This window comes from Streptomyces sp. NPDC054047 (assembly GCF_055585065.1).
This window is the reverse complement of record NZ_JBVJKV010000003.1, coordinates 666,114-689,964: the sequence shown is the minus strand read 5'-3', so window position 1 is coordinate 689,964 and position 23,851 is coordinate 666,114. Positions and strand designations below refer to the sequence as shown.

Below are 23,851 nucleotides of genomic sequence, written 5' to 3'. Positions count from 1 at the left end.
GACGCTCCTTCGTGTTGCGGCGGTGCTCGTGCGTCGAGCGCGCGTCAGGCGTTCTTCGTCTCGCGGCTGCCGGGTTCGGCCTCGTCGAAGGTGAGGCCGAGGGCCGCCACGCACTGGTCGTACTTGGCCCGCATGTCCTCCTCGTCCTCGCCGCCCGTGAAGATGTGCGCCAGCTCGTAGCTGTAGCTGTCCTGTTGGGAGGCGTCCGAGAGGCGCTGGCCCTCCTCGACGACCACGTCGATGCGCACGCCGGGGATGCGGCGTTCGATGCTCTCGATGTCCTTGCGGGAGGGCACATTGTGCACCGTGGCATCGGCGAACCAGCGGTGGTACCACTTGGCGGCCGTGCGGTATTCACCCTGGCGGTGCGGCAGCGCGGGGTCCTTGCCGAGCGCGAGGCTCAGCATGCAGTGGTGGTTGGGCACGCCGTCGACGTACTGGAACATCTCCGCGTGCGACTGGGAGTGGCGCGGGTTGATCTCAAGGAGGTTGAGCACGTCGGACCGCGGGTCGTAGAAGTACTCGATGCTGAAGGTCGCCGCGTCCATGCCGATCTGCCGCATGACCCGCTCCGACACGTCCCGCAGTCGTTCGAGGACGGGCTCGGGGAGCCGGGAGGGGTACTGGTGGCGCAGGAAGCACGACGAGTCGGGGTACTGGATCGAGTCGAGGATGCCGTAGACGGTGACCTGTCCCTCGTGGACATAGCCCTCGACCGCGACCTGGATGCCGTTCAGCGCGCCCTCGGCCAGGCACACCTGGCCGCCCACGTCGGCCATCTCCGGGGGCAGCTCGACGCGGGCGAGTATGTCCTCGAACGGCCGCCCGATGCGCCCCATGCCTTCCCGGATGCGGTCGGCGGCCTCGGTGAACTCGGTCTGGTCCCCGACCCCGTAGGCCAGTTCCGAGGAGTAGGACAGGGCCGGCTTGAGCCACATCGGGAAGTCCATGCCCTCGGGGGGCTTGGGGTCGGCGCTCTCCATGTCGACCCGGCCGAAGGGCGGATGCGCGTCGGTGACCCGCTGCTGCTCCAGACGGCTCCAGTACTTGTGCTCGCACTTGACCACGGACTCAAGACTGGTGCTGCGCGTGCCGTAGCGCTCGCTGAGGATCGGCACGAGCGTGCTGACGGGGAAGTCCCAGTAGCCGACGATCGCGTCGATGTGGCCGTCGAACGCGTCGAGGATCCGCTCGGCCTCGGCGAGCAGTCCGGGGACCGACACCTCGCCGTTCTGGAGCTCGTCGATGGTGAGCAGCGGGTGGAAGACGTAGTCCTGCGCGTCGGGCACGGCGCGCAGCGTGGGCAGGTTGGCCTCGTCGAGACCGAGTACGAAGATGTTGTGCGGCATGGCGCCCTTTCGATCGCGGGGTGCCGGCAGCAGGTGCGCTGAGTGGCAGGGATGGCCGCGTACCCACGCCGCGGTGGCGCAATCACCACCCTCCTTCCACGCAGGCCCCGGCTCCCCCGTCCAGTGATCCACGGGGAGTGGGGCACGTGTGCGGCACGGTTCGCCGGGCACCAGGGACGACGACAGTCGCGGGAGCGAGCCCCGAGCATCCAAGGAATCCATGAGGCCAGAGGTGCACCCAGCCGGTCCGGCACATCACTGTGCGTCATCACCCGAGTGGTGGGCGGCCCCGGAACAGCGGAGTGTGGTGAGGGGGCCAAGGAGTGGGCTTCGCCCCGTGGGGCCCACAGAGAGCGGAGGTGCGTGATGGTCGCCGACACGGCCGCACCGACGCCCCCGGTACGCCTGCTGACCCTTCCCGGCGTGTACGCGCCGCAGGACGACACGGGCCTCCTCGCCCGCGCACTGTGCCGCGAGGCCATCGGTCCGGGCGCGGAATTGCTGGACCTCGGCACCGGCAGCGGTGCGCTGGCCGTCCATGCGGCGCGGCTGGGTGCCCGGGTGACGGCCGTGGACATCGCCTGGCGTGCCGTCCTGACCGCACGGCTCAACGCGCGGGTGACGCGCCAGCGCATCACCGTCCTGCGGGGCGACCTCACGGCCGCCGTACCCGGCCGGTCCTTCGACTTCGTGGCGAGCAACCCTCCGTACGTGCCCTCCCCCTCCGTCCTGCTGCCACGGCGCGGCGCGGCGCGTTCCTGGGACGCGGGGCGGGACGGTCGCGCGGTGGTCGACCGCATCTGCGACGCGGCGCCGGCTGCGCTGCGCCCCGGAGGCGTGCTGCTCATGGTCCATTCCGCGATGTGCGACACGGACGCCACGTTGCGCCGTCTGTCGAAGGCCGGCCTGGAGGCCTCGGTCGTCGACCGCGCCCTCATACCGTTCGGTCCCGTCCTTCGCTCGCGCCGGGCCTTCCTGCGCAGGCAGGGGCTGCTGGACGATAGGAGCGGCGAGAACGACGGCGAAAGCGTCGAGAACGGCGAGAACATGGAGGAGCTGGTGGTCGTCCGTGCCGAACGCACCTGACCCCGCGCCGACCGCACGGGACCAGCGCCCCCGCCGCGTCACCATCGACCCCGAAGGTCCCTTGCTCGTCGAGGGGCCTGTCGAAGTGGTGGGCGACGACGGCAAGGTCGTCGCTTCCCGGCGCTTCACCGCCGCGATCTGCACCTGCCGCCGCAGCCGGACCTACCCGTGGTGCGACACCAGCCACCGCCGCCGCGTCAGGGGAGACGACGAGACCACGTCCGAGGAAGATCCAGAGGGCGACACCGACACCGAGGCCGCCGAGAACACCGAGAACACCGAGGGGGAGGACGTACCCGATGTCCGCTGAGAGCCAGAGTCCCTCCCTCGTCGGCGGTGCGCGCGAGTCGCGCCGCGCGAGCCCCGCCCTGCCCGAGCCCCGCGGGGTGCTGTCCCGTCTGGTGATCAGCACCCTGCGCGCCGGGGGAAGCCCCGGGCCGCTGCCCATCGACACCCACGACGCCGACCCCTACGGGGACGACCTCCAGCTCGCTCTCTACACGCTCTACGAACTGCACTACCAGGGCTTCGACGGCGTCCGCGAGGACCTCGAATGGGACCCGGAGCTCCTTGGCCTGCGCCGCGCGCTCGAAGGGCGCTTCCTGGGTGCCCTGCGCGCCAACTGCCGTTCCACGGACAGCGCCGAACGCGCCCTGGCCGACCTGCTTGTGGAGCCCATCGGGCACAGCGACACCAGCGTCAGCCACCACCTCCAGCGCGACGGGGAACTGTGGCAGTTGCGGGAGTACGCGGCGGCGCGCTCGCTGTACCACCTCAAGGAGGCCGACCCGCACGCCTGGGTCATCCCGCGGCTGCACGGCCGGGCCAAGGCGGCGATGGTGGCCGTCGAGTTCGACGAGTTCGGGGCCGGGCGTGCCGAGGACATCCATGCCCGTCTCTTCGCCGACCTCATGGAGGACCTCGCGCTGGAGACGGCGTACGGGTACTACCTCGACGCAGCTCCTGCCGAGGTGCTCGCGACGGTCAACCTGATGTCCCTGCTCGGCCTGCACCGGGCGCTGCGCGGCGCGCTTGTGGGGCACTTCGCCGCCGTCGAGGTGACCTCGTCGCCGGGCTCGCGGCGGCTGGCCAAGGCCATGCGCAGGAGCGGCGCGGGGAAGGCGGCCGAGCGGTTCTACGACGAGCATGTGGAGGCCGACGCCGTGCATGAGCAGGTGGTGCGCCGCGACGTGATCGGCGGTCTCCTGGAGAGCGAACCCGGCCTCGAGTCCGACGTGGTGTTCGGCATCGAGGCCACGGGCTTCCTGGAGGACCGCCTGGGCGCACGGTTCCTGGCCGCCTGGCGCGACGAACGCAGCGCCCTGCGCGAGCCGTTGACACCGACGCACTGACGGCGGCCGGACTGACGACGGCGGGCTGACGACGGCGGACTGACGACGGCGGGCCGAGGCGAGCATCACCTCGCGTGTGCGGACACGGCCTCCCCGCGCACCTTGCCGATCTGGGCCAGCGCCTCCCGCAGGCTGGTGGGCCGCAGCGCGCCGCGCACCGCGGGACCGGCCCAGCCGGGCCCGCCCAGCATGACCACGGGACGGCCGCGGGCCCCGCGTACGCCCCAGCGGGTGTCGGCGATGTGCCGGGCCAGCGGGACGCTCGCGGTGGAGCGGGCCTGTGCCCACAGGACGACGACGGCCGGGCCCGTCCTGCGCACGGCCGCCGAGACCGCCTCGACCGGCACGGCGGCGCCGAACATGCGCTGGGGGACGCCGAGTTCGCCCAGCGCCGCGCTGAGCGCCTCCAGCGGCAGGGAGTGCTGCTCACCCGGTACGCAGGCCAGGACGAGGGGGGTGCTCGCGGCGGGCGCGCTCGGTGGGGTCGCAGGGATCGGGGCGGTGGCGCAGCGGTGCAGGGTGCGGGAGACGTGCCAGGACAGCAGGTGCTCGACCTCCACGTAACGGTCGCCGGCCTCTTCCCACTTGCGGCCCACCGCGTGCAGGGTCGGCACCATCACCTCCTGCCAGGCGGTGACCAGGCTGTGGTTCTCCACCGCGTCGGTCAGCAGATCCTCCATGGTGGGGGCATCGAGCCGTACGGCGGCGCGCGAAAGTCCCCGTCGTTGGCGCACGAACGCGTCGGGTGACCCCGCCGGCGCCGGGCGCCGAGTCCGCCTGGGCCGCGGCACGGCGGCCGGCCCTGCGGCGGTCTCGGCGGCGGCTTCGGGGTCGAGCAGCTTGAGCGCCTCCTGGGCGGCCTCGGCCGGCGGCACCCCCGCCGAGGTGAGGCGGCCCATCTCCTCCACCATGGCGATGTCCCGCGTGGACCAGCGCCGGTGGTGACCGGGGTCGCGCCGGGCGGGGCCCAGACCGTACCTGCGGTCCCAGGTGCGCAACGTCGTCGGTGACACCCCCAGCCGTCGCGCCAGAGCACCGGTGGTGACTCCCGTGCTCGCCGACTCGCCGTCCTGACCGTGGTGTTGCCCCTCGCTCATCCGGCCACGATACGACGCACAACCGATGCGAGTTGCAGAGCGTGAGCGGCTGTTTCCAGGATGACCGGATCGCGGCTACGGCGAAGGCGCGACTGCCCGTTTCCGATCGGTCGTACGGCGAGTGTGATCGCCACGAGGAGCTGACGAAGCGTCGATGAGCACACCGGTGCAACAGCCGATGCGAGTCCCCGCCGGTGAGCGGGCCCCGGATCTGGCCAGGGGCCTGGCCGGCGGGGACGAGGCGAGCCTCGCGGCGGTGTACCGCCGGTGGGGGCCGCTGGTGCACGCCCTGGCCCAGCGCGCGCTCGGTGACAGCCGGGAGGCGGAGGACATCACGCAGCAGGTGTTCCTGGCCGCGTGGCGCGGCGGGGCGGGGTACCGTCCCGAACTCGGCAGCCTGGCGGCCTGGTTGACCGGCATCACGCGGCACAGGATCGCGGACGCGCTGGCGGCGCGCAGCCGCCGGGCGGCTCTCGTCGAGGGTGCCGGGGTGCAGTACGCCGCCATGGATCACCGCGCCCAGGAGGGCATGGACTCGACGGTCGACCGGACCCTGATGAAACAGGAGCTGGCGAGGCTCCCGGGCCCGCAGCGGACGGTGCTGCGCCTGGCGTTCTACGAGGACCTCACGCATCCGCAGATCGCCGAGTGCACGGGGTGGCCGCTGGGCACGGTCAAGAGCCATGCGCGGCGCGGCATGCGCAGTCTGCGCCTCCGCCTTGAGGGCGCGCAGGACGACGAATGAAGAATTCCTCGCGCGGGTGCATCCGCGCGGCCCGTGCGGACGGAAGCAAGGGGTAGCTCAGCTCGTCATGTCCGCTGTGAGCTTGAGGTCGGCAGGATCGCCCGGACCCTGCTTCCTGTTCGGCCTCAGCGGAGTCGGTGCCGCTGAGGCTTGTCGTCGTCGTTGCCCCCGAAACGGCGACCGAGCGGGCCGTGGGCGGCGCACGTGTCGTGCGGCGCCGCCCACGGCCGCGTCTCAGGCTGCGTAGCCCTTCGGCGGGATGAGGGTGGCGAGCTGGGCGAAAGAGAGCCAGTAGATCTGGTTGCCGCCGAAAGAGGCGGGGTCGGCGATGAGAACCGTGCGGTTCGCGTCGTCGTAGCCGATGACCGTGAAGTAGTGGTAGATCGTCTGGTCCGACGGATAGCCGGGCGGCTGGTTGCCGGGCGGGGCCACGATGTTGGTCACCAGCGGGTAGTTGTTGTCGATGTCCAGGACGATGTCGTTCCACAACAGGTCCTTCTGGGCCTGGGTGGGCGGATCGTTCGGCATCTCCTTGGTCTCGTACCAACCGGTGCCGAGGTTGGCGTTGAGCACGCCGGTCACCTGGCCGATGTGGTCGGTGCCCGCCTCGGTGGTGCCGAGCTGCGCGGCCAGGGCGCCCTGGCTCGGCGGGGCGATCCGTGCGGACAGGGCGATGCGGGTGGCGGCGGGTCCGCACCAGTAGCCGGTCTCCTGGACCTGGTAGTCGACCGGGAGCGTGTGGGCGCTCGCCGTCCTCGCACCGCCGACGCGCAGGCGGGTGCCGGGCTCGTTCTGACCGCTGACGACCGCGGTCCCGGCCTTGGAGCCGTGGCCGAGCACGGAGACGCTGTGCGGGTGCGCTGGTTCGGCCTGGGCGGCGGCCGGGGTGACGAGGGCGCCGACCGCGGCTGCGGCGATCGCTGTGGAGACAAGTCTCTTGCGCATACGGGCTCCTGGTGTGGGGGGGCGTGAAGAGTGCGGGGGCGTGCGGGATGCGAGACCCGGCGCCCGGGGGTCAGGGGATCGGCGGGACCGAGGGGCCTTCCTGGGCGAGCAGGTCGCGGGCGAACTGCTCCCACTGGGCGTAACGGTCGGGGTAGGCCGAGACCTGGACGGCCTGGCAGACGTCGCCCGGGGGCATCGTCTGCCAGCCGTCGATCTGGATCAGCCCCGGGTTGCTGCCGAAGGGCGCCACTCCGTAGAAGGACTTGGACGAGGTGGCGACGTCGGTGATCTGCTCGGGGGTGCCCCAGCCGGTGCTGGGGCGCTGCTGGAAGATCCCCAGGGAGTCGTGGTCGACGGGCGTCAGGTAGTTGACGAACTTCGACTCCTGCATGGCGGTCATCAGCGCGATGACCAGGCCCTGTTCGGGGATCTGCGCGCCCTTGCCGACACCGATGACGGTGCGTGCGTTGGCGAGTTCCTCGGGGCCGAGGTCGGCCGCGGTCCGGAACGTCCGGTGCAGTTCGGCATCGGAGGCCCGCTGAAGGGCCCTGGCCGTCGCGCCGTCGACCGAGCCGGTCCGGGGCAGCCCGTGGCGTTCCTGGAACCACTTCAGTCCGTGCCCGGAGGCCTCCGCGGAGGCCCTGGGGGGTTCAAAGGCTCCTGCGGCGCCGGGCACGGCGCAGAGGGTGCCGAGCACGGCGAGCGAGGCGGCCACGGCCGCGCGGCGGGTGAGGATACGAGTAGTAGTGCGCAACGCCACTCCTTCATCGGATCGTCGATGCGTCCCCTCGTGCCGTGCGCACGGGTCCACAGGTGGACGCGCGTTGACCTAGGAAGCGCAGGGCGGGATGTCGGGACGCAACGCGGTGGGGGGATGCGTGGGCAACAACAGCGCGGCCAGCTTCCTGGCATGGCCATGCCGGGCGCAATCGATGAAAGCCCAGACTTACGACCCGCAACTGCGCAGCAGCGCTCGCCCTTCCGCGGTCGCGACATGCAGCGAGCGTCCCGCTCTGCGGACCGTGGTCACAAGACCTGCCGCGCGCAGGACTTTGACGTGCTGGCTTATGGCCGGGTGGGTGACCGCGAGCTGACGGGCGAGCTCGACCGTGGACGACCCGGTGCGCGCCGCCTTGAGGACGGCGGCGCGCGTCTGCCCGATGAGCGGCCCCAGCGCGCCGTCGTCCGGGCAGTCGGGAGGCGTGGGATGGGTCCAGTCCATCGCGTGGTCGATGGGATACACCAGGACGGGGGGCAGTTCACCGTCGGCGAGCGTGACGGGCGTGGGCCAGCAGAAGAAGGAGGGCTGCAGGGTGAGCCCCCGGCCGTCGAGCCGCAGGTCCTGGTCCACGGGATAGTCGACCTCCAACACCGGTGGGCGCCAGCGCAGTTGACGCCCCAGACCCGCCAGCAGCCCGTCGGTCCCGCCGTCCAGGAGGCTGTGCAGCCGGATGATGCGGTCGGCGTCGATCTGGGCGTGGATGCGCGACCAGAACGGCGCGAGCGCCTCCAGGTGGTACGTGTGGAGAGCTTGCCCCAACTGCCGCAGCGCGGCGGCGTCACCGCGCGCGAGGGACTCCGTCCAGCCCGGAAGGCGACGCGACGCGGCCACCCGCGTCAGATCGGTGCGCAACCGCGGGCGGGGCGTGCGCACGAGCGTGTCGACCGCCGCGTGGAGCGTCTCGCCTTCCCCGTGGGTGGGGGTGAGGAAGTCGGGAGAGCAGCCGTGCGGCGGCAGGAGGGGCGACAGGAGGCGGCAGCTGTCCGACAGCCGCGGTCTCGCCCACCGCCTCCATTCACCGAACACCCGCGCCCCGTCGCGCCGTTGCAGCGTCTGTACGCTGTTGCTGATCTCCCACAGGAAGTCCGGCCCCGATGCGACCCGCACCCGCGCCAGGTCCTCGGCCGTGAAGTGCACCCGCAACATGGCCTGTCTCTCCCCCTGTCCCCCGTAACCGGCCTTCTTCTGCCCGCCGCGTCACTGATCAGTCGTAGTCGCCGGACGGCAGCGGCCAGCTCCGCACTCCCGTGGTGAAGGACGCGGCGGGGCACACCCTGCTCCACGCCTCCTGGGAGCGGGCACGCCTCTGTGTGTCCATCCCCGCGAATCGGCACCGGTAGCGGCGGCCTTGACGACTGTGCGGGTCGTGACGGATGTACAGGTGCAGTACCACCGACCCGTCGCCGGGAGTGTCGGGCTCCTGGAACGGCGTGGTCACCATGTGCACGCGGCTGACCGAGGCCGCCGGGAGTTCCACGATCCCTCCGCCGGCGCGGCGCAGCCGCAAGGCCGACCGGTCGCCGGGCACCACGCGCACCTCGACGACGGAGCGGCTCTCGCGCAGCCAGTGGACGGCCATGGGCAGCCCGATGAGCAGAAGGAAGCCCGCGATCACAGCGGCGGCGACGGGCTCGTCGGCGGCGAGCAGCAGCCCGCCGAAGCCGAGCCCCGCCATTGTCGTGGCGACGGCGCCCAGCAGCCGGCGCAGATGCGTTTCCCCGTCCGCGGCGCTCCAGAGGGCCTCGCCGTCCGTGCCGGCAGCATCGACGTCCTCGTATTCCCGCATGCCCTCATGATGACCGCGGGGCCTGGCGGCACCAATGGGGCGGGGACCCTCAAGTTTAGCTCTGAAGAGGCGAGTTGGAGGGATGTGCACTCCTGCCGTCGGGCACCACAGCCGAAGGACGGGGTGTCCGAAGGGGGTGGGGGCATGCGGATGTACTTCAGGCGGGCCACGACGGCGGTGGCCGGGCGACGGGCCCTTGGGGTGTACGACGTCGCCTATCTGGCGGGTGGGGCGCGACGGGTGGTGGAGTGCGCCATGATCGCGCTGGCCGAGGGCGGACTGCTCAGGCTCAGGGCTTCGCGGGTGCAGGCCGTGGACGGGGAGCTGCCCGAGCACCCGGTCGAGCGCGCCCTGGTCACGGCGTGCCTGCGCAGCCGCGGCGCGGCGGCCGTGTGCGCGGAGTTGCGGGAGTCTCCCGAGGTGGAGGAGATCGGTGAACGGCTCGCAGAGTGGGGCCTGGTGACCAGGGCCCGGCACCTGCCGACCCGGGTCGGCAGGCAGCGGCTCCAGACGGCCGAGGAGGACGGGAGCCTGCCGGACTACGTGTTCGGCGGACCCGAGGTCCTCCCGAAGGGGACGGTCCAACGCAGCGTCACGGAGGCGCAGTTGGTCCCGTCCACCCTGGGCCGGACCCTGATCCGGATGGGCAAAGCCCTGGAGCACGACTCCGACCACTCCGACTCCGGCTTCGGCTGTGGGGGCGGAGGCGGCGGGAGCGACTGAGCGGAAGCGACTGAGGAGGAACGCGCGAGCCCGCGCCCGTGGGGGGCGACGATCCATCGTCCCCGGGCGCGGGCACGCGCGTGACCCGCTCGGCTCCTAGCGCAGGGTGGTGCCGAAGATCGCCGCGACGTCCGGGGCCCCGACGTCCTTGGGGCCGAAGGCGACGGAGTCCGTGGCGGTCAGGCCGGTGGAGGTGCCGCGCAGCGACCAGAGGGCGCCCGCCTGGGCGTTCTCCCGGGCGGAGGACACCGCCAGGTCGCGGTGTCCGTCGCCGGTGACGTCGAGCAGCGCCGCGGCCTGCCCGAACTGGTCGTCCGCCTCGGCGACTCCGGGAACGCCTGCCGTGTCCTGGTGGAAGGCCTGGGCTCCGGAGCCCGTCACGCCGTTCGCGCTTCCGTGCACGAGGACGACGGCGCCCGCGTCGCCGACGGCCTTGACGTCCTCGCCGACGACACCGAGGGCGATGTCCGCGTAGCCGTCACCCGTCACGTCGGCGACGGAGAGAGAACTGCCGAAGCGGTCGCCCTCTTCCTCGGCGCCGGGAATGCCGGGCAGGTCCTGGTCGAACTTCTGGACGCCCGCCTTCAGGCCGTCCGCCGAGCCGTAGGCGACCATGACCTTGGACTCGTAGTCTCCGTCGCCGACGACCAGGTCGTCGTAGTGGTCGCCGTTGACGTCGCCGACGCCGAGTGCTCCCCTGGATCCCGGCGCGTCACCGCGCTTGAAGCCGGTGGGGCTGCCGTACAGGATGCTGTTGCCCCACTCGCCGTCGCCCGCGTAGTCGTTGACGGCGATGTCGGTGCGGCCGTCGCCGTTGATGTCGCCGACGGCCTCCGGGATCACCGGGCCCTGGACGGAGAGCGGTCCGTCGACGCACGTCTCGGGCTTCTCCCGGCAGACGGGGTTGGGGCGCTCGTCGCTGTCGTAGCTCCACCACTGCGACTTGTCCATGAAGTCGAGGGTCGCGGCCGGGGCGCCGGTGCGCGCGATGGGGCCCTTCCACAGGCGGGCCTTCTGCTCGACCGGGTCGTCGCCGTGCGAGCCCACCAGGTCGAACAGGGCCAGGTCGGTGGTGCCGTCGCCGTCGAAGTCCCCGGCCCGCGGGGAGAATCCGAAGGTGCTGATGCCGGTGCCGCCGGTCAAGCCGCTCGGAGAGCCCCACAGGATCACCGAGCCGACGCCGGCGGGCCGCGTGCCGATCACCACGTCCGTGTACCCGTCCGCGTCCAGGTCGGCCTTGGTGAAGTGCCTGCCGAACTCCTGCTTGGCGGTGGCCGCGCCGGGCACCCCGCTCGTGGAGCGGCTGATGATCTTCTTGTTGGCGGGGGCGAGACCGTCCTTGGAGCCGTAGGTCACCACGACGTACCCGGCCTTGGCCTGGCCGGAGACGGTGCCGCCAGGGGCGCCGACCACGAGGTCGGCGTAGCCGTCGCCGTTGAAGTCGTCGGTCGCCTTCTCCGCGGCGGCGCTCGCGCGGCCCGCGTCGGCGGCCGGGGTGGCCGCCTGGGCGCTGCCCGCCCCGATGGCCAGGGCCGAGAGGCCGCTGCCCACGAGCAGCGAGGCGGCCATCAGGGGCAGGGTGCGACGGGCTGAGCGACTGGCTCGCGACATACGGGTTCCCTTTGGTTCAGAGTTCGGCCGGTCGGCCGCCCGGCGGAGTTCACCGCCGGTTCATGACGGCCGATCACTTGACCCTCCACGGCCACCAAAGGTTGTATGCCGCCCCACGCCGCTCAGCCGCCCCACCCGCCGGGACTACTGCGGCACGTTCAGGACGAAGTCGAAGTCCGCCTCCTTCGTGTTGCCGACGGTGCGTACGTTCATGAGCAGCCGGGCGTCGAAGATCGGGTCCGTGTTGTTGCGCGGCTCACCGGGGAAGTACAGCTGGGTCGTGAGCACCGGGCGCCCCGGGGCCTGCACCTTGACGTGCAGGTGCCGGGTGCGGCCCGGATAGAGGCCGGGCACGATGGTGGTGAGCCTGAACGCGCCGTTGGCGTCGGTGAACTGGTGCCCGCGGAAGCGGAATCCCGTGTTGTCGTACGTCCCGTAGGTGTCGGCCTGCCAGAAGTCCATCAGGACCCGGGGAATCGGCCGACAGGCCCGCCCGAAGACGTAGCCGGTGACGGTGAGCCGTACGCCCGGTGTGCCGGGCTGGAGGAGCGAGGTGCGCCGGGGGGAGTTGGGTTTGAAGTAGGGCCCCTCCATCTGCGGGGGCGTCGGGTCGTCGCCGTCGTCACAGGCCGGGGTCGCCTCCGGGGCCACGCCCCGGTCGCCCGCGGTCCTGGCCAGGGCGGGGACGCCCATGAGGGCCACGGGCAGGGACATGCCCACCGCGGCGGCCGCTCTCAGGACGGTCTTGCGGCTGGGGCCGCCGCCCTCACCGTCGGCACGTGAGCCGTCGGCACGTGAGCCGTCGTCGCGTAAGCCGTCGTCAGGTATGCCGTCTCCGGTCGTGCCGATCTCGCGCTCCATCGCTCCTCCTGGGGGGGGTGGGGTGGGTTCCGGATCGGCTCCGAAGCTATGCGGAGGGCCCGGCGCGGGCGATGGACTCAAGGCGGTGGTCGTGGTGAATATCGCCACCGCCGCGCCGGAAGTCCCCGGGACTTGCACCGGTCTCGCGGCGGAAGAAGCGGCAGAAATAGGCCGGGTCGCCGAAGCCGACCCGGGCCGCTATCTGACGGACCGACAACTCCGTACGCAGCAGCAGGCGCTTGGCCTCGTGCACCCGGGCCTGCCGGATCAGTTCGCCGGGCGTGCGGCCCGTGGACGCTTTCACCGCCTCGCTGAGGTAGCTCACGGAGACGCCCAGGTGCTGCGCGCACCCGCGCACGGACCGCAGAGCCCCCTCTGGAGTGCCGAGCAGCAGCACGAACTCCGCGGCGACCGAGCCGGGCCGCGAGCGCGGGGCGGGCGCGTCCGGTACCGGGTGGTGTGCGGGCAGCCGCGCCGCCCGCACCACCAGGACGTGCAGCAGGGCCCGCAGCACGCTCTGGAATCCGTCGGCGCCCGTCCGGTACTCGGCGTCCAGCTCGGCGACCAGGCGCGCGGTCCGGTCGGCCGCGTCGGCGGGGAGTTCGAGACAGGAGCGCCGGCTGAGCCCCCGCAGCGCGTGGCGGTCCGCGGGGTGGTCCAGGAGGAAGTCGTCGGTGAAGAGGATGACGTGCCCGTCCAGGCCGTCGGCGTTCTCCCAGTGGTGGACCTGGCCGGGCGCGATGAAGCACAGGGCGGGCGGCCGCAGCGCGAAGCGGGTCAGATCGACGACGTGGCTGCCGGTGCCGCCGGTGACGTGGACGATCTCGTGGAAGGTGTGCCGGTGCGGGAACGCCGCGCGGGACATCGGCCCGATGGTGTCGAAGGTGCCGATGGCGAACGGCAGCGCGTTGGGCATCGGCACTTCAAGACGATGCGTCGGCATGTCCTCCTCACCGGGTGGCCCGCTGCCCGGTAACCCGCTGTTCCCCTCGCCGGGCAAGACCGTTGTGCCGCGCATGCGTACGCTCCTCACCACGACCGGCGGCTGGTCCAGACCAGCCGAATCCCCCACCATGGCATGCGCGGGTCACCGGTGGGCAGGGGGTGACCACGGTCCGCCACTGAGCCGAGAGGGGCTCCCGGCGTGACAATGGTGGTGCGGAGCACGCCTGCCGTTGCGGAGAGGCGGGACAGGAATGCCCTACATAACAGTCACGGCGCTGAGCCACCCCGGGCTCGTGCGCGATCACAACGAGGACAGTCTGGCCGTCGGCCCGTGGACGCTGTGCGGGACCACGACCGAGAACCCGCAGACGCTGGGGTTTCCGCTCGGCAACCCCCTCGTCGTCGCGGTCGCCGACGGCATCGGCGGCCAGCCCGGCGGCGAGGTGGCCAGCGGCATCGTCGTACGGCAGCTGGCGTCGTTCGGCGCCTCGCTGGACGGCGAACAAGCCGTTCGTGACGCGCTGGACGTCTGCAATCACGCCGTGTACGCGGCCGCCGAGATCGACCCGGAGCTGACCACCATGGGGACGACGGTCGCGGGTGTCGTGGTCCTCGGCAAGGAACTCCTGGTGTTCAACGTCGGTGACAGCAGGGTGCTCGACGTGAGCCGCGGCGGCGCCCGCGAGACGCTTCGCCGGATGAGCGTCGACGACAGCCCGCCGCCCGCGCCGGGCCGGCGCACCACGTCGATCGTCACGCAGGCGCTCGGCGGTGCCCTCCGGTTCAGCGCGGTCACACCGCACGTCAGCACGGTGCCGCTCGTCGGGGGTGAACGCTTCCTGGTCTGCTCCGACGGATTGACCGACCCCGTGCCCGAGGACACCCTCGACGAGATCCTCACGGCCCACGACGGCGGCCGGGCGGTCTTCGAACTGTGGAAGGCCGCCATCGACGCCGGTGGCCCCGACAACATCACGCTCGCGCTGATCAGCGTCGTCGACGACGACTAGCCGCCCGGCCGGTCGTGCCCACCGAGAAGCCGGGGACCACTGGTGCGATCACGTACGCTCGGCGGATGGCGAAGTATTTTGACGTGCACCCCGACAACCCCCAGCCCCGCAGCATCAGCACCGTGGCCGACAGCATCCGCTCCGGCGCGCTGATCGCGTATCCGACGGACTCCTGTTTCGCGCTGGGCTGCCAGCTGGGCAACCGCGACGGACTCGACCGCATCCGGAAGATCCGGAACCTGGACGATCGCCACCACTTCACCCTGGTGTGCCAGAACTTCGCGCAGCTGGGTCAGTTCGTGCACATCGACAACGACGTGTTCCGTGCGATCAAGGCCGCGACGCCGGGCAGCTACACCTTCATCCTTCCCGCGACGAAGGAGGTGCCGCGCCAGCTCCTGCACCCGAAGAAGAAGACCGTCGGCGTCCGCATCCCCGACCACGTCGTCACGCAGGCCCTGCTCACCGAGCTCGGCGAGCCGCTGCTCTCCAGCACGCTGCTCCTGCCCGACGAGGAGGAGCCGCTGACGCAGGGCTGGGAGATCAAGGAACGGCTCGACCACGTGGTGGACGCCGTGGTCGACTCGGGCGACTGCGGCACCAGCCCCACCACGGTCATTGACTTCTCCGACGGCGAGGCCCAGATCGTGCGCCACGGAGCGGGCGACACCTCGCGGTTCGAGTAGCCCCTCCGGCCAGGCGTGGGCTCAGCCGGTGAGGCCGGTGACCCGCATCGTGATGTTCAGGCGGCCCGAGGTCAGGCCGGTGGCGGGGTCCGCGGTGCCCTCGTGGACCTTGGGCACGCCGTGGAAGATGTAGCGCGAGGGCCCGCCGAAGACGAACAGGTCGCCGGAGGCCAGTTCGATGTCGGTGTAGGGCTTGGTGCGGGTCTGGGTGTTGCCCACGCGAAAGACGCAGCTGTCGCCGATGGACAGGGAGACCACCGGGGCCGACGACCGCTCGTCCTTGTCCTGGTGCATGCCCATCTTGGCCTGCCCGTCATAGAAGTTGATCAGCGCCGTGTCCGGGGTGTAGTCGGCCGTGGACGAGACGTCCCCGTACGCCGCCGTCAGCGCCCGGCGGCCCAGGTCGACCATCCAGTCCGGGAACGCGGCGACCCGCCGGCCGTTCACGTCACCGGCGGTGCGCGTGTACTGGTAGGGCCGCCAGTGCCAGCCGACGCACACCGTCTGCACCGACATGACCCCGCCGCGCGGCAGCTCGGTGTGGCGGATCGGCACCGGCCCGGTGGCCCACTCCCGGCACGCCGTGACGAGTGCGCGCTGCTGGTCCGGGGTGAGCCACTGCGGCACGTGCACCGCGCCGGGCGCGATCTCCGTGGTGGGGCGGGGAATCAGGGCGCTCACGCGGTCACCTCGGCGGGCGGACAGGTGGTGACCCAGCGGTGGCGTACGTGCCAGGTGGCGCCGTCGGCGGTGGCGCCCCGCAGGCCGTGGAGCACGTCGTCCCCGGCGAGCGCGGGGACGCGGGAGTCCTGGAGTGAGGCGAAGGCGTAGCTGCGGGCCGGGTCCCAGTCGGTGGAGTGGCGCAGACGGCGGGCCAGCTGGGCGAGGCCGAGCGGGGCCGCGGCCAGGACCCAGGCGTCCGGCGCCGCCGCGGTCAGGCGGATCGCGGGGCGCAGCCAGGACGCGGCCGTCTCGGGCCAGCTCACCGTGGTCAGGACCGTGCCGCCGCGGGCCGTCCATGCCGCGGTGAAGGCTTCGGCGGCGGCTCGGGAGGCCGTGTCGCGGCCGTGGCCGATGGTGACGGTCTCGATCCGCGCCTTCGGGAGCGTCAACAGGCCGATGAGGGCGGCGAGTTCGGCGTCGGTGTGCGGGGCGGGCGCGGGCAGGTCCGCGTGGGCGGCCTGCTCGGCGGCGCCGATCAGGGGCGAGCGGGATGACTCCCGCTCCGTCAGGATGCTCATGGTGTGCCGGTGCTTTCTGGGTCTGCCTTCCAGCGAGCGTACTGATCGGGCAGGCAGACCGCACAGGGGCGGTATCCGGCGGCGAGCGCGGTGGCCTCGTCGGGGAAGAACACCCGGTGGGTGGCGTAGCCGCCGCGGGCGACGGCCCGCAGCGCCGAGGGGCAGTCGAGGCGGCCGTACAGCCGTCCGCGGCGGTGTCCGCCCAGGGTGCCCGGTGTGCCGCTGGGGTACGGCTCTCCGTCCGGGCCGCACAGCGTGTACCTGCGCGGGTCCGGCCGCCCGGCCGGGGCGGGGTTCACGCCGCGTCGTGGAAGACCAGGCCGAGCGTGTGCCGCCGCCCGGAGCGCACGGTGCTCACGCCGTGCCGCATCGGCGCGTTCGACCAGCCGCGCTTGGAGGCCACGGGCCGGTCGCGGGTCGTGAAGATGAGCCCGTGGCCCTGCGGCAGCGTCGTGGACGATCCGCGCGACTGGGCGCGGGGGCGCTGCTCGGTCATGATGAACTCGCCGCCGGTGAAGTCGGTTCCAGGGGCGTCGAGACCGACGACGACCTGGAGCGGGAAGAGCATGTCGCCGAAGACGTCACGGTGCAGGGCGTTCCAGTCGCCGGGTCCGTAACGGAGCAGGATCTGCGCGGACTTGGCCTGCCCGGCCGCGTGGCACATCTCCACCCACTCCCCCAGGCTGTCGGGCCAGGGGGCCGGCTTGTCGAGCTTCGCGGCCCAGCCGCGGGCGACGGGCAGCAGCCGCGGGTAGAACGCCTCGCGCAACTCTCGTACGGCATCGGGCAGTTCATGGGTGAAGTAGCGGTACTGGCCGGAACCGAAGCGGTAGCGGGCCATGTCGATGGTGGTGCGGAAGCGGTCGGTCTCGTCGTACAGGGCGGCGATGTCGCGGCAGGCGCCGGGGGTCAGGAGCCGGCCGGTGAGGGCGTTGCCGTGCTCGTCGAGCTCGGCGGTCAGCGCGTCCCAGTCCCCGGCCGCCACGCGTTCGCCGACGCGGGCGTCCGCCGGGTGAGTGGTGTCGATCATGATGAGGTCCTTCGCGGTCGTGCGGGTCAGACGAGGGTGGGCTGGAGGGCGCCCTCATGGGTGAGGAGTTCGACCTTGCGCCGCACGCCGCCCGCATACCCACGCATCGAGCCGTCCGCGCCGATCACGCGGTGGCACGGGCGCACCAGCAGCAACGGGTTCGCGCCGATCGCGGCGCCCAGGGCCTGGACCCGCCCGCGCTCGATGCCGAGCCGCTCGGCGAGCGCGCCGTAGGTGGTCGACGTGCCGTACGGGATCTCCTCCAGGGCGCTCCAGACGCGCCGCTGGAAGTCAGTGCCGCCGGGGGTGAACTCCATGTCGAACCGGGTGAGTTCACCGGCGAAGTAGGCGGCGAGCTGCCGTGCGATCTCCGGGAATCGATCCGGGTCGTGCATCCAACTCCCGTGCACGGCTGGGGCGTTCCGCTGGCCCGGCATGGACAGTGACGTCAGCGAGACGCCGTCCGATGTCGGCTCCCCCACCAGCAGCAGTTCGCCGAGCGGGCTGCTGACGGTCGTGTGGACGGTCATCGTGGCCACCCTCTTCCCTTTCCGTTCCGCGCTTCTTCGCTTCTTTCCACCTCCCACACTGAGGTGTCGCGATCGCGCGTGCTGGCGGGATTCGGACGGGGCGTTCACGCCCTGCGGGCCTCCGCGGCGCCTGCCGGAGCCGCCGCCACCTGGCGCGTCGGTGCCGGGTCGCGCTTCTGCCGTCGCGTCATGGCGACCCCGACGAGTACGACCGCCATGCCCGCGGCCACCCGAAGACTGAAGGCCTCGTCGAGCACGACCGCGCCCAGCGCCACGGAGACCACCGGCAGCAGATAGCCGACGGTCGCGGCGTTGGTCGCGCCCTCGTCCGCGATGATCCGGTAGGTGAGGTGGAAGGTGACACCGGTGGCGAAGACGCCCAGGACCACGACGGCGATCAGGGCGGTGCGGTCCACGTGGATCGCCTCCAGGCCGCCGACCGGCAGGGCGAGCGACGTCAGGCCCGTGGCCGCCATGAGCTGGGCCGCGGAGAGGGAGAGGGTGGGCATGCCCTTCCCGACGAGGTGGTGCCCCATGTACGCGAAGCCGACGGCGTAGCTCGCCGCCGCGCCCACGATCGCGAGGGCGCCCCAACTCGTCATGCCCGACTGCTGCCACGGGGCGAAGATCAGCGACGTACCCGCGAAACCGATGAGGAGTCCGGCGAGGCGTACGGGGCGCAGTCCGCGTTCCGTGCCGATGGCGAGGCCGATCAGGACCGACCACAGCGGGGTCGTGGCATTCAGCGCGCCCGCCACTCCGGAGTCGACGGTCTGCTGGCCGACGCTGAAGAGGCCGAAGGGCAGGGCGTTGCAGAAGAAGGCGGCGACGAAGACGTGCTTCCACGTCTTGAGGCCGCGGGGCAGGCGGTTGCGCGTACCGAAGAGCACGACCGTCAGGGTCGCGGCCCCCAGGGTGCAGCGCAGGAGGGTGACCTGCACGGGAGACAGGCCCTCCAGGGCCAGTTCGATCCAGAGGAAGGTCGATCCCCAGAGGAGGGCGAGTACGCCCACCCTGGCCGCTGCCCACGTTCGTCCGGGGACGCCGTTCACTGTCGCTCTCCTTGGTCGGGGCCTTGATGGCGGGCCCTCGCCCTCGGGCCGTTGTCAGGGAACGATGCCGTCGCCGACACGAAAGGACAAGCAACAAGTTTTGAACTTTCATTAAGCTCAACTACATCCTCAATGCCGGCCGCTTCCCGCCCCGCCCCGTCCCTTAGGGTGAGAGGCGGGCCGTGACTGGCGCTGAGGTGGAGTACCACCGGGGAGCGGCCTGACATCGTGTCGATGCCGCGCGCCTGGGCGACTCACCCTGAAGTCCAGGAGTGGCACATGCCCCAGACTCAGACTGCTCGCCTGATGGACGGCACCGGCCTCGCCCGCCGCCTCGTCGACACCACCTCCGCGACCGCGGCGGACATCCGCCGTCGCACCGGGAACTCCCCCTGCCTGGCGACCGTCCTGGTCGGCGACGACCCCGCCTCGGTGACCTACGTCCGCATGAAGCGCGCCCGCTGCGAAAAGGCGGGCATCGAGTCACGGCACGTGGCCCTGCCCACTTCGGTCGGCACCGAGGAACTGGTCGCGACGATCACCGGCCTCTCCCAGGACCCGACCGTGCACGGCATCCTGCTGCAGCACCCCGTGGGGCCCCACATCGACGAGCGCGCCGCCTTCGAGGCGATCGCACCGGCCAAGGACGTCGACGGAGTGACCATGCACTCCTTCGCGGCGATGGGCTTCGGCCTGCCCGGCTTCGTGTCCTGCACGCCCGGCGGCATCATGCGCCTGCTCGACGCGTACGACGTCGACCTCACCGGCAAGCACGCCGTCGTCGTGGGCCGCAGCGCCATCCTCGGCAAGCCCGCCGGCATGCTGCTCCTGGGCAGGGACGCCACGGTCACGTACTGCCACTCGCGCACCGCCGACCTCTCCTCGATCGTCCGGCAGGCCGACGTCCTGATCGCCGCCGTCGGCCGGCCGCGGTTCATCGGCGGCGCGGACATCAAGCCCGGCGCCGTGGTGATCGACGCGGGTTACAACCCGGGCAACGTCGGCGACATCGACTTCGACTCCGCCCGGGAGCGCGCGAGCCTGATCACTCCCGTGCCCGGCGGTGTCGGTCCCATGACCATCGCCGTGCTCCTCGCCCAGACGGTCGAGGCGGCGAAGCGGCAGCTCGGCCTGGACTGATCGCGGGCGCCTCGCGCCCACGTACCGATCACGCTCGCCTCGCGCCTACTTCAGGACGCTGACCCCGTTGGCCGAGACGATCGCCGCGATGGCCAGCCACTCCACCCCCTCCAGGGACTGCCCCAGGACGACCATGCCCACCAGCGCCGCGAGGACCGGGTTGACGCTCATGAAGATCCCGAAGAAACGGGCGTCGACCCGGCGCAGGGCGAGCAGGTCGGCGAGGAACGGGACCGCTGAGGAGAGGACGCCCGCGGTCACCGCGCAGGCCAGGGCCGTCGCCGTCGGCGGGTGGTGGGCCAGCACCGCGATGCCGACCGGCACGTAGAGGAGCCCGGAGACTCCCGCGGCGGCGGCCGATCCCTCGACGCCCGGGAGGCGGGCCCCGACCGTGCGGTTGAGCAGGATGTACGAGGCCCAGCAGGCCGCGGCGAGCAGGCCGAGCCCGATGCCGACGTAATCCGCGCTGGGTCGCGGGCGGGCCAGGGCGACCACCGCGGCCCCCGCCACGACCGCGCAGCCGAGGTCCACCGCACGGCGGGAGGCGGCGAGGGCGACCGTCAGCGGGCCCAGGAACTCCAGGGTCACCGCCAGGCCGAGGCCCACGCGGTCGATCGCGGTGTACAGGGAGAGGTTCATGGTGGCGAAGACAGCGGCCAGGCACAGCAGCGGCCACCACTGGCGCCAGGTGAAGGCGCGCACCTTGGGCCTGCCGACCGCGAGGAGTACGGCTCCCGCGACCCATTGCCGCACGGCCACGACCCCGGCGGGACCGATGGCGTCGAACGCCAAGGCGCCCGTGGCGGCGCCGACTTGGTTGGACAGGCCGCTGCCGAACATCATCGCCATGCCCGGCAGCCGACCTCGGGAACTCTCCGCCGGTTCCCCCAGGTTCGCGGTGGTCCTGCCTTCGCTCCGAGACGTTCGCATGCACCGCAGGATGCGTCACCCGCGGGCATACGAAAAATGCATGCCGGCGTTCATCTATACGCTCTGGTTATCCATACGGCCTGGTTATTCATTGGCTCCGGTTGTTCCTACGCTGTGGCCATGGATCTGGAACTGCGGCATCTGCGCTGCCTGGTCGCCATCGTCGACACCGGCGGCTTCACCGATGCCGCCGCCGAGCTGGGCGTCTCGCAAGCCGCGGTCTCGCGCACCCTCGGCGGGCTCGAGGAGGTGCTCGGGGTGCGCCTCCTGCACCGCACCAGCCGGAGCGTCACGCCCACGACGGCCGGGGTGCAGGTGCTCGCGCGGGCCCGGCATCTGCTCGCCGAGGCCGAGGACCTCATCCGCGAGGCGACCACCGGACACACCCGGCTGCGCATCGGCCACGCCTGGTCGGCGATGGGCCGCCACACCGCGGAGTTCCAGCGCCGCTGGGCCGCGGGACACCCCGACGTGGAGCTGTACTTGATCCGGACGAACTCCGCGACCGGCGGCCTCGCCGAGGGCCTCTGCGACCTCGCCGTCGTCCGCACCGCCTTCAACGAGGCACGCTTCGCCAGTGCCGTCGTCGGTCATGAGCGGCGCTTCTGCGCGCTGGCGAGCGACGACCCGTGGGCCAGGCGGCGCTCCATTCCGCTGGCCGACATACGGGACCGGACGCTCCTCGTGGACCGGCGCACCGGCACCACCAGCGCCGAGCTGTGGCCCGAAGAGGCCCGCCCACCGGTGGAGTACACCCAGGACATCGACGACTGGCTGGCCATCGTCGCGTCGGGCCGCTGCATCGGCCTCACCCCGGAGAGCACCGCCAACCAGTACCGCCGCGACGGCGTCGTGTTCCGCCCGCTGCGGGACGCCGACCCCATCGCCGTACATCTCATCTGGCGCCGCCACGACCCGCATCCGGTGACGCACGCGGCCGTGGCGCTCCTGACGGACCTCTACCGGACGTGAGGCGGCGGCCCGTCCGTGCCGAGTTGAAGACCGGGACGCCCCGCCACCGCCACGGCGGGGCCGGGGCCCTGGGGGCCCGGGCCCACGAGGACGCGCTTCCCGGCGGCTCCGTACAGATGCTTGACGTGCAGCCGTATCACCAGGCGCCGCTCCTTCACCATCGCGGCACGGAACCCCTCCCAGTCGGGGTGCTCGCCCTGGAACCCCCGGAAGACCAGGGCCAGTTCGTCGGCGACCGCGTCGTGCGGGTCGGTCACGACCGGCGTGAGCTCGGCGTCGCCCTCGGCGATCATGTACGAGAATCCCGCGCCGTCGGTGACGAGGAAACTCGCGCGCGGATCGCGGCGCAGATTGCGGGTCTTGGCCCGGCTGTCGGTGACCATGAGGCGGATGACGCGCTCCTCGGGGTCGTAGGCGTAGCCGACGTTGGAGAGCTGCGGGCGGCCGTCGCGTTTGAGGGTGACGAGCGTGCCGATGCGCTGTTCTTGGAGCAGGTCGAGCAGGGCACTTTCGTCGACTTTCCCTAAGTGCTCAGTCATGCGGCGAGAATACGAGAGGCGGGGGCCGTCCAGGCGGCGGAGCCAGGGCACGCGGGCGCAAGCATCGCGAGCGGCGCAAAGCGATGCCCTCGTCGCCCGCGGGGGATTTAGGCTGACGAAGGCACCGCGTCTGATGGCGTTGCAGCTCTCTGGGTTCGCAGCTCCTTCTATGGGGTCACAGCTTCGTGGGGTCACAGCTTCGTGGGGTCACGTCGTCGCCAGCGCCTCCGTGGGAGGCAGCCGCGCCGCACGGACGGCGGGATAGAAGCCGGCGAGCCCGCCGATGACCAGGGTCGCGCCGACGCCGCCCGCCATCGCCCAGACCGGCACCACCGATGGCCAGCCCTGGTAGGTGGAGTAGCCGGAGGTGACGGCGATGCCGAGCAGGACGCCGCCCAGACCGCCGAGCGCGGACAGCAGCAGTGCCTCGCAGAGGAACTGCGTACGGATCTGGCCGCGGGTGGCGCCGAGGGAGCGGCGCAGGCCTATCTCTGAGCGGCGTTCCAGGACCGAGATGACCATGGTGTTGGCGACCCCGACCCCGCCGACGAGCAGGGCGACCGCGCCCAGACCGAGGAGCAGACCGCTGAGGGTGTCGTCGGTGGCCTCCTTGGCCTCCAGGACGTCGGAGGGGCGCGAGACGTTGGCCTCGCTGGGGTTCTCCGGGTTGGCGGTGGCGCCGAGCACGGACTGGACGTCGCCCACGGCGGCCTCCTCGGCACGGGTGTAGACCGTCGTCGGGTAGCCGTCGAAGTCCAACTCCTGTTCCGCGACGGGCCAGCCGACCAGCGCGGCCGAGTCCAGGTCGGGCACGAGCTCGTTGGGCGCGAGCAGCCCCACGACGGTGAACCACTGCCCGCCGAGCCACACCTTCGTGTCGGGACCGGCCCGGAAGACGCCCAGCTGTTCGGCGGCCTTGGGGCCGAGCACGACGGCCGGGTAGCGCTGGTTCGCGGCGTTCAGCCAGCGGCCTTCGACGATCCGTGCGCCCGCCGTCCTCGGCAGGTCGGTGCGGGCCGCGTAGACGTTGAGGCCGCCGGTCTCCTCCTTCTTGATGTGGTCGTTGCGGTAGACCTTGGCCTGCGTCTTGCCGATGGCGGAGACCGACTCGACGTCCTTGATGTTGCCGATCATGTCGACGGACGCGTCGGGCAGATGGGCCGCGTCACCGGCGAAGGACTGGCCCGGCGAGACGGTGAGGAGGTTGGTGCCGAGGGCGGCGAGCCGCCGGTCGAGGTCCTCGCTGCTGGAGGTGGAGATGCCCACCACGCCGACCATCGCCGCGATGCCGATGGCGATGCCGAGCGCCGAGAGGAAGACCCGCATCGGGCGCGAGCGCAGCCCCGAGCCACCGACCCGCAGCACGTCGGCCGGGCCCATCCGGGCCGGCTTGGGGCGCGGCGGGGGCGCGGGGCGGGGCAGCTCGTGCGCCGCGCCCGG

General features: G+C 72.0%; 26 protein-coding genes, 1 pseudogene and 1 riboswitch. Of the genes and pseudogenes, 9 read left to right on the top strand and 18 right to left on the bottom strand.

The features are described 5' to 3' along the window. Positions 1-44: 44 nt before the first annotated feature. Positions 45-1,349 (bottom strand): ATP-grasp domain-containing protein, encoded by a 1,305-nt coding sequence (locus ACZ6ZP_RS14730; protein ID WP_351156582.1) that lies wholly within the window; start codon positions 1,347-1,349, stop codon positions 45-47. A 366-nt stretch (positions 1,350-1,715) separates the two neighbouring features. Here ACZ6ZP_RS14730 and ACZ6ZP_RS14725 point away from each other — a divergent pair, with 366 nt between their 5' ends. Genes ACZ6ZP_RS14725 through ACZ6ZP_RS14715 form a run of 3 tightly spaced genes read left to right on the top strand, consistent with a single transcriptional unit; the run spans position 1,716 to position 3,787 of the window. After that, positions 1,716-2,435 (top strand): HemK2/MTQ2 family protein methyltransferase, encoded by a 720-nt coding sequence (locus ACZ6ZP_RS14725; protein WP_469406959.1) that lies wholly within the window; start codon positions 1,716-1,718, stop codon positions 2,433-2,435. After that, positions 2,419-2,745, top strand: a complete 327-nt coding sequence (locus tag ACZ6ZP_RS14720) for a CDGSH iron-sulfur domain-containing protein (protein ID WP_351156587.1) — start codon at positions 2,419-2,421, stop codon at positions 2,743-2,745. Before ACZ6ZP_RS14725 ends, ACZ6ZP_RS14720 begins: the two co-directional genes overlap by 17 nt. Beyond that, positions 2,735-3,787, top strand: a complete 1,053-nt coding sequence (locus tag ACZ6ZP_RS14715) for an iron-containing redox enzyme family protein (RefSeq protein ID WP_366465067.1) — start codon at positions 2,735-2,737, stop codon at positions 3,785-3,787. Before ACZ6ZP_RS14720 ends, ACZ6ZP_RS14715 begins: the two co-directional genes overlap by 11 nt. Before the next feature lie 65 nt (positions 3,788-3,852). Here the strand turns inward: ACZ6ZP_RS14715 and ACZ6ZP_RS14710 are convergent, their stop codons facing one another. After that, complete coding sequence (locus ACZ6ZP_RS14710) at positions 3,853-4,884, bottom strand: MerR family transcriptional regulator (RefSeq protein ID WP_361463882.1); 1,032 nt, start codon at positions 4,882-4,884, stop codon at positions 3,853-3,855. Between the two features lie 154 nt (positions 4,885-5,038). Here ACZ6ZP_RS14710 and ACZ6ZP_RS14705 point away from each other — a divergent pair, with 154 nt between their 5' ends. Then, a complete protein-coding gene (locus ACZ6ZP_RS14705) occupies positions 5,039-5,629 on the top strand; it encodes an RNA polymerase sigma factor (protein ID WP_361463884.1) in 591 nt (196 codons plus the stop codon). A gap of 234 nt (positions 5,630-5,863) precedes the next feature. On the opposite strand, the gene ACZ6ZP_RS14700 is transcribed toward ACZ6ZP_RS14705, so the two are convergent. The 4 genes from ACZ6ZP_RS14700 to ACZ6ZP_RS14685 form a co-directional block, all read right to left on the bottom strand. Continuing rightward, positions 5,864-6,574: a C39 family peptidase gene (locus tag ACZ6ZP_RS14700; protein ID WP_351156598.1), complete on the bottom strand. Its 711-nt coding sequence runs from the start codon at positions 6,572-6,574 to the stop codon at positions 5,864-5,866. 70 nt (positions 6,575-6,644) lie between these two features. Next, positions 6,645-7,271 carry a peptidoglycan-binding domain-containing protein gene (locus tag ACZ6ZP_RS14695; RefSeq protein WP_351157945.1) on the bottom strand — a complete coding sequence of 209 codons (627 nt, stop codon included), beginning with the start codon at positions 7,269-7,271 and terminating at the stop codon, positions 6,645-6,647. Positions 7,272-7,520: 249 nt separating this feature from the next. Continuing rightward, on the bottom strand, positions 7,521-8,501 hold the full coding sequence (locus tag ACZ6ZP_RS14690) for an ArsR/SmtB family transcription factor (protein WP_469406956.1): 981 nt from the start codon (positions 8,499-8,501) through the stop codon (positions 7,521-7,523). Positions 8,502-8,559: 58 nt separating this feature from the next. Further along, positions 8,560-9,141 carry a hypothetical protein gene (locus tag ACZ6ZP_RS14685; RefSeq protein ID WP_361463888.1) on the bottom strand — a complete coding sequence of 194 codons (582 nt, stop codon included), beginning with the start codon at positions 9,139-9,141 and terminating at the stop codon, positions 8,560-8,562. 144 nt (positions 9,142-9,285) lie between these two features. On the opposite strand from ACZ6ZP_RS14685, the gene ACZ6ZP_RS14680 reads away from it, so the two are divergent. After that, complete coding sequence (locus ACZ6ZP_RS14680; protein WP_469406954.1) at positions 9,286-9,864, top strand: TIGR04222 domain-containing membrane protein; 579 nt, start codon at positions 9,286-9,288, stop codon at positions 9,862-9,864. A 96-nt stretch (positions 9,865-9,960) separates the two neighbouring features. On the opposite strand, the gene ACZ6ZP_RS14675 is transcribed toward ACZ6ZP_RS14680, so the two are convergent. The 3 genes and pseudogenes from ACZ6ZP_RS14675 to ACZ6ZP_RS14665 form a co-directional block, all read right to left on the bottom strand. Then, positions 9,961-11,475, bottom strand: a complete 1,515-nt coding sequence (locus tag ACZ6ZP_RS14675) for an FG-GAP-like repeat-containing protein (protein ID WP_469406952.1) — start codon at positions 11,473-11,475, stop codon at positions 9,961-9,963. A 147-nt stretch (positions 11,476-11,622) separates the two neighbouring features. Next, positions 11,623-12,189 (bottom strand): annotated as a pseudogene (locus ACZ6ZP_RS14670) (dioxygenase family protein); the annotation flags it as partial. 193 nt (positions 12,190-12,382) lie between these two features. Next, positions 12,383-13,354 carry a helix-turn-helix transcriptional regulator gene (locus ACZ6ZP_RS14665; RefSeq protein ID WP_469406950.1) on the bottom strand — a complete coding sequence of 324 codons (972 nt, stop codon included), beginning with the start codon at positions 13,352-13,354 and terminating at the stop codon, positions 12,383-12,385. Positions 13,355-13,532: 178 nt separating this feature from the next. Between ACZ6ZP_RS14665 and ACZ6ZP_RS14660 the strand changes: the two genes are divergently transcribed. Then, positions 13,533-14,291: a PP2C family protein-serine/threonine phosphatase gene (locus ACZ6ZP_RS14660; protein WP_469406947.1), complete on the top strand. Its 759-nt coding sequence runs from the start codon at positions 13,533-13,535 to the stop codon at positions 14,289-14,291. A 65-nt stretch (positions 14,292-14,356) separates the two neighbouring features. Beyond that, positions 14,357-14,977 carry an L-threonylcarbamoyladenylate synthase gene (locus ACZ6ZP_RS14655; RefSeq protein ID WP_351156616.1) on the top strand — a complete coding sequence of 207 codons (621 nt, stop codon included), beginning with the start codon at positions 14,357-14,359 and terminating at the stop codon, positions 14,975-14,977. Between the two features lie 21 nt (positions 14,978-14,998). Here ACZ6ZP_RS14655 and ACZ6ZP_RS14650 read toward each other — a convergent pair whose 3' ends face one another. From ACZ6ZP_RS14650 to ACZ6ZP_RS14625, 6 genes are all read right to left on the bottom strand, one after another. Next, entirely contained in the window at positions 14,999-15,658 is a 660-nt protein-coding gene (locus ACZ6ZP_RS14650; RefSeq protein WP_469406945.1) for an alpha-ketoglutarate-dependent dioxygenase AlkB family protein, read from the bottom strand. Further along, entirely contained in the window at positions 15,655-16,218 is a 564-nt protein-coding gene (locus ACZ6ZP_RS14645; RefSeq protein ID WP_469406943.1) for a hypothetical protein, read from the bottom strand. The genes ACZ6ZP_RS14650 and ACZ6ZP_RS14645 overlap by 4 nt, the downstream gene beginning before the upstream one ends. Next, on the bottom strand, positions 16,215-16,517 hold the full coding sequence (locus ACZ6ZP_RS14640) for an Ada metal-binding domain-containing protein (RefSeq protein WP_361463900.1): 303 nt from the start codon (positions 16,515-16,517) through the stop codon (positions 16,215-16,217). Before ACZ6ZP_RS14640 ends, ACZ6ZP_RS14645 begins: the two co-directional genes overlap by 4 nt. Next, positions 16,514-17,248 carry a 2OG-Fe(II) oxygenase gene (locus ACZ6ZP_RS14635; RefSeq protein WP_469406940.1) on the bottom strand — a complete coding sequence of 245 codons (735 nt, stop codon included), beginning with the start codon at positions 17,246-17,248 and terminating at the stop codon, positions 16,514-16,516. Before ACZ6ZP_RS14635 ends, ACZ6ZP_RS14640 begins: the two co-directional genes overlap by 4 nt. Positions 17,249-17,274: 26 nt before the next feature. Beyond that, positions 17,275-17,778, bottom strand: a complete 504-nt coding sequence (locus tag ACZ6ZP_RS14630) for a methylated-DNA--[protein]-cysteine S-methyltransferase (protein ID WP_366463538.1) — start codon at positions 17,776-17,778, stop codon at positions 17,275-17,277. Between the two features lie 104 nt (positions 17,779-17,882). Next, on the bottom strand, positions 17,883-18,830 hold the full coding sequence (locus ACZ6ZP_RS14625) for a DMT family transporter (protein ID WP_351156631.1): 948 nt from the start codon (positions 18,828-18,830) through the stop codon (positions 17,883-17,885). A 172-nt stretch (positions 18,831-19,002) separates the two neighbouring features. Continuing rightward, a riboswitch (ZMP/ZTP riboswitch) is annotated at positions 19,003-19,088 on the top strand. Between the two features lie 21 nt (positions 19,089-19,109). On the opposite strand from ACZ6ZP_RS14625, the gene ACZ6ZP_RS14620 reads away from it, so the two are divergent. Beyond that, a complete protein-coding gene (locus tag ACZ6ZP_RS14620; protein ID WP_351156633.1) occupies positions 19,110-19,970 on the top strand; it encodes a bifunctional 5,10-methylenetetrahydrofolate dehydrogenase/5,10-methenyltetrahydrofolate cyclohydrolase in 861 nt (286 codons plus the stop codon). Between the two features lie 45 nt (positions 19,971-20,015). Here the strand turns inward: ACZ6ZP_RS14620 and ACZ6ZP_RS14615 are convergent, their stop codons facing one another. Beyond that, positions 20,016-20,900, bottom strand: a complete 885-nt coding sequence (locus ACZ6ZP_RS14615; RefSeq protein WP_383816970.1) for an EamA family transporter — start codon at positions 20,898-20,900, stop codon at positions 20,016-20,018. 120 nt (positions 20,901-21,020) lie between these two features. On the opposite strand from ACZ6ZP_RS14615, the gene ACZ6ZP_RS14610 reads away from it, so the two are divergent. After that, a complete protein-coding gene (locus ACZ6ZP_RS14610; protein ID WP_469406937.1) occupies positions 21,021-21,872 on the top strand; it encodes a LysR family transcriptional regulator in 852 nt (283 codons plus the stop codon). Here the strand turns inward: ACZ6ZP_RS14610 and ACZ6ZP_RS14605 are convergent. Both ACZ6ZP_RS14605 and ACZ6ZP_RS14600 read right to left on the bottom strand, forming a co-directional pair. Beyond that, the gene (locus ACZ6ZP_RS14605; RefSeq protein ID WP_351156638.1) at positions 21,860-22,411 is read right to left on the bottom strand and encodes a PPOX class F420-dependent oxidoreductase; all 552 of its coding nucleotides are present in this window, start codon (positions 22,409-22,411) and stop codon (positions 21,860-21,862) included. The genes ACZ6ZP_RS14610 and ACZ6ZP_RS14605 overlap by 13 nt on opposite strands. Before the next feature lie 207 nt (positions 22,412-22,618). Continuing rightward, positions 22,619-23,791, bottom strand: coding sequence for an ABC transporter permease (locus ACZ6ZP_RS14600; RefSeq protein WP_351157949.1), 1,173 nt, complete (start codon positions 23,789-23,791; stop codon positions 22,619-22,621). Positions 23,792-23,851: the final 60 nt, after the last annotated feature.

Coding starts and splice junctions, on each gene's coding strand:
- ACZ6ZP_RS14730 (WP_351156582.1), bottom strand. CDS start 1,349: ATGCCGCACAACATCTTCGTACTCGGTCTCGACGAGGCCAACCTGCCC.
- ACZ6ZP_RS14725 (WP_469406959.1), top strand. CDS start 1,716: ATGGTCGCCGACACGGCCGCACCGACGCCCCCGGTACGCCTGCTGACC.
- ACZ6ZP_RS14715 (WP_366465067.1), top strand. CDS start 2,735: ATGTCCGCTGAGAGCCAGAGTCCCTCCCTCGTCGGCGGTGCGCGCGAG.
- ACZ6ZP_RS14710 (WP_361463882.1), bottom strand. CDS start 4,884: ATGAGCGAGGGGCAACACCACGGTCAGGACGGCGAGTCGGCGAGCACG.
- ACZ6ZP_RS14705 (WP_361463884.1), top strand. CDS start 5,039: ATGAGCACACCGGTGCAACAGCCGATGCGAGTCCCCGCCGGTGAGCGG.
- ACZ6ZP_RS14700 (WP_351156598.1), bottom strand. CDS start 6,574: ATGCGCAAGAGACTTGTCTCCACAGCGATCGCCGCAGCCGCGGTCGGC.
- ACZ6ZP_RS14690 (WP_469406956.1), bottom strand. CDS start 8,501: ATGTTGCGGGTGCACTTCACGGCCGAGGACCTGGCGCGGGTGCGGGTC.
- ACZ6ZP_RS14685 (WP_361463888.1), bottom strand. CDS start 9,141: ATGCGGGAATACGAGGACGTCGATGCTGCCGGCACGGACGGCGAGGCC.
- ACZ6ZP_RS14680 (WP_469406954.1), top strand. CDS start 9,286: ATGCGGATGTACTTCAGGCGGGCCACGACGGCGGTGGCCGGGCGACGG.
- ACZ6ZP_RS14675 (WP_469406952.1), bottom strand. CDS start 11,475: ATGTCGCGAGCCAGTCGCTCAGCCCGTCGCACCCTGCCCCTGATGGCC.
- ACZ6ZP_RS14665 (WP_469406950.1), bottom strand. CDS start 13,354: ATGCGCGGCACAACGGTCTTGCCCGGCGAGGGGAACAGCGGGTTACCG.
- ACZ6ZP_RS14660 (WP_469406947.1), top strand. CDS start 13,533: ATGCCCTACATAACAGTCACGGCGCTGAGCCACCCCGGGCTCGTGCGC.
- ACZ6ZP_RS14655 (WP_351156616.1), top strand. CDS start 14,357: ATGGCGAAGTATTTTGACGTGCACCCCGACAACCCCCAGCCCCGCAGC.
- ACZ6ZP_RS14645 (WP_469406943.1), bottom strand. CDS start 16,218: ATGAGCATCCTGACGGAGCGGGAGTCATCCCGCTCGCCCCTGATCGGC.
- ACZ6ZP_RS14635 (WP_469406940.1), bottom strand. CDS start 17,248: ATGATCGACACCACTCACCCGGCGGACGCCCGCGTCGGCGAACGCGTG.
- ACZ6ZP_RS14630 (WP_366463538.1), bottom strand. CDS start 17,778: ATGACCGTCCACACGACCGTCAGCAGCCCGCTCGGCGAACTGCTGCTG.
- ACZ6ZP_RS14620 (WP_351156633.1), top strand. CDS start 19,110: ATGCCCCAGACTCAGACTGCTCGCCTGATGGACGGCACCGGCCTCGCC.
- ACZ6ZP_RS14615 (WP_383816970.1), bottom strand. CDS start 20,900: ATGCGAACGTCTCGGAGCGAAGGCAGGACCACCGCGAACCTGGGGGAA.
- ACZ6ZP_RS14610 (WP_469406937.1), top strand. CDS start 21,021: ATGGATCTGGAACTGCGGCATCTGCGCTGCCTGGTCGCCATCGTCGAC.
- ACZ6ZP_RS14605 (WP_351156638.1), bottom strand. CDS start 22,411: ATGACTGAGCACTTAGGGAAAGTCGACGAAAGTGCCCTGCTCGACCTG.
- ACZ6ZP_RS14600 (WP_351157949.1), bottom strand. CDS start 23,791: ATGGGCCCGGCCGACGTGCTGCGGGTCGGTGGCTCGGGGCTGCGCTCG.